A 1,574-nucleotide genomic window follows, 5' to 3' on the forward strand; every position below is an offset into this window, starting at 1 on the left:
GGTTCGCAACCGGCCCTGTCCCGCGTTGAGGGAGCTTGCCCGCGGGACCGGGCCGGCATCCAACCGACGATGCGGACGGGACGGTGAAGCCGGTGACGGTGACCAGTAGCGGGGCGAGAAACGGTGTGGAGGACCGCGGTACGGACACCCGGGCGCCGGCGCTGTGGGGTGTCGTGCGGTTCGAGCCGGGAGAGGAACGCCGCGTCCGCGACACGATGATCACATTTGATTCGGCGGCGTCGGCGGACCTGTTCGCGATCGAGCACGGCTGGCACGACTACCAGGTCACGCCACTGTTCTTCTTCGTGGAGAACGTCTCCCGGCAGGTGGGGGGCCGTCGCCAGCTCGAGGCGGCACTCGCGCGTGCCGTGCGGCGGTCCGGGCCGCGGTGACCACCGACACCGCCGACGCGGACCGTCCCTCCGACGACGCGCAGCCGCCGAACAGTGGAGAGTCGCTGTTCCCTGCTGCTGCGGGGGAGTGGGTCGTCACGCTCACGCCGTCCATGCGGCCGGCGGAACTGATCCGGATGTTGCGGACGCTGCCGGAGGCTGTCGAGTTCGTCGAGGCGTTCGGCGACGTCGATCTATTTCTGATCTTCTGCCTGGCGCTGTCACAGCGAGCCGCGCCACCGGGATAGCTCGACAGCACGGCCGTAGAAAAGGGCTGGAACCGCGCGGGGAGGACTCCGTGAGGTTCCAGCCCTTCGGCGTTTCACAGGCCGCACGTGCTGAGGTGCCGCTCGATGAGAGCAAGACGCTGATCCATCCGCCGGAGATGGCCTTCGATGGCGTCAAGGCGTGCCACGACCCAGCGGTCCGCCGGGGACGCGGTCCGGTCGGTGTCGTCGTCCGCGTCGTCCGCCTGGTCGCCGAGCAGGACCCGGATCAGGTGGTCGTCCGGCCAGTCCAGCGCGCGGGCCACCGCGGACAGGGTGGTGTTCTGGACGCGGCGGGAGTGCCGGCCGTGCTGGAGCTGCCGCAGGGTGGCCACGGACACCCCGGACGCGGTCGCGAGGGCCTGTTGTCCGATGCGGCGGGCGGCCATGCGGGCGTTGAGCGCGTCGGCGACGGCCTGCCAGTTCTCACCCTCAACCCGGCCGCGTGCCGTGTACGGCGGGATGCCGTTCTTGTTTGTCACCTGTCAAAAATAGCTGTGGGGCAAACGGCTGTCGACATTTCAACCGGTCGGGGTATGGATTTCATACGGGGTGCATATACATAGGTACGATATCGCTTGGCAAGCGGTTCCTGAGCGCCTCATTGTGGATGCTGTCCGGGACGCGGCGTCCCGCCGGAACCCGGACCTGATCCCTGACGGAGGTGGGTGACGGTGGCGCTGCCGCGACGAATTCCGGTGCGGTTCGAGGACGTGTTCCCGCACGGCGCGTTCGTGCTCGGTGTGGAGGCCGCCCGCGACTTCGCGAAGGCGCAGGCGGGTGAGACAGACGTCCAGGAGCGCGACAAGGACACCGGCGAGCTGCTGTGGACGGTGCGGGTCATGGACCCCGACCCGACCGCGCGTGCCGGTTCGGCGGAAGTGAAGGTGAAGATGGCGGCGGCGGTGATGCCGGT

At 68.9% G+C, this 1,574-nt stretch carries 3 protein-coding genes and 1 pseudogene; 3 read left to right on the forward strand and 1 reads right to left on the reverse strand.

The features are described 5' to 3' along the window. The first annotated feature begins 83 nt into the window (after positions 1-83). Together DD1DGNOD_RS29000 and DD1DGNOD_RS08050 are read left to right on the forward strand one after the other, a co-directional pair. Entirely contained in the window at positions 84-392 is a 309-nt protein-coding gene (locus tag DD1DGNOD_RS29000) for a hypothetical protein (protein WP_241255547.1), read from the forward strand. Further along, positions 389-640: a hypothetical protein gene (locus DD1DGNOD_RS08050; RefSeq protein WP_131769800.1), complete on the forward strand. Its 252-nt coding sequence runs from the start codon at positions 389-391 to the stop codon at positions 638-640. The genes DD1DGNOD_RS29000 and DD1DGNOD_RS08050 overlap by 4 nt, the downstream gene beginning before the upstream one ends. 74 nt (positions 641-714) lie before the next feature. On the opposite strand, the gene DD1DGNOD_RS08055 is transcribed toward DD1DGNOD_RS08050, so the two are convergent. Next, positions 715-1,140, reverse strand: a complete 426-nt coding sequence (locus tag DD1DGNOD_RS08055) for a helix-turn-helix domain-containing protein (RefSeq protein ID WP_131769801.1) — start codon at positions 1,138-1,140, stop codon at positions 715-717. 192 nt (positions 1,141-1,332) lie between these two features. On the opposite strand from DD1DGNOD_RS08055, the pseudogene DD1DGNOD_RS08060 reads away from it, so the two are divergent. After that, positions 1,333-1,574: pseudogene (locus DD1DGNOD_RS08060) on the forward strand (plasmid replication, integration and excision activator); the annotation flags it as partial.

Origin of the sequence: Candidatus Protofrankia californiensis, from assembly GCF_900634765.1 — a bacterium.
GTDB lineage: Bacteria > Actinomycetota > Actinomycetes > Frankiales > Frankiaceae > Protofrankia > Protofrankia californiensis.